Annotated in this window: 1 protein-coding gene; it reads left to right on the top strand. The window is 41.0% G+C overall.

The features are described from left to right. Positions 1-558, top strand: a 558-nt coding sequence (locus tag R7093_RS27265) for a LysE/ArgO family amino acid transporter (RefSeq protein ID WP_318147283.1), incomplete at both ends; no start/stop codon positions are given.

Genomic DNA, 558 nt, shown 5'->3' with positions numbered 1-558 from the left:
ATAAATACTTTGTTAACGGGTGCCGTTGTTTCTGGAAGTTTGATTGTCGCAATCGGTAGCCAAAATGCGTTTCTATTAAAGTGCGGATTAAAAAAGCAATACGCACTGTCCGTTGCCACTATCTGCTTTCTTGGAGACATTCTACTGATCAGTACTGGTGTACTTGGTGTAGGGACACTGCTCTATAAAGCACCATTATGGAAAGACCTTTTGACTCTTGGCGGCGTAGTATTTCTTTTCTGGTATGGCTACCAATCTGCAAAATCAGCATGGAATGGTTCAAGTCACCTAGAGTTGGAAAATTCGGACATTGCCCAGAGTTGGTTAAAAGTCGTTTTAATGGCGATGGCTATCACTTTTTTAAATCCACATGTCTATCTGGATACGGTGGTGATCCTTGGTGGTGTGACTGCTCAAATGGAACCTGATGAAAAACTATTGTTTGTTATAGGGGCACTGATTGCATCAGGGATCTGGTTTTATGGATTAGTGTATTTGGCTAACAAGTTGATCCCACTTTTTAGTAAGCCAAGAACATGGAGAATTTTAGATTCTGCG

Source organism: Vibrio sp. 1580 (genome assembly GCF_033340055.1).
The sequence above is the reverse complement of the archived record's forward strand: the minus strand, read 5'-3'. Positions and strand labels throughout refer to the sequence as shown.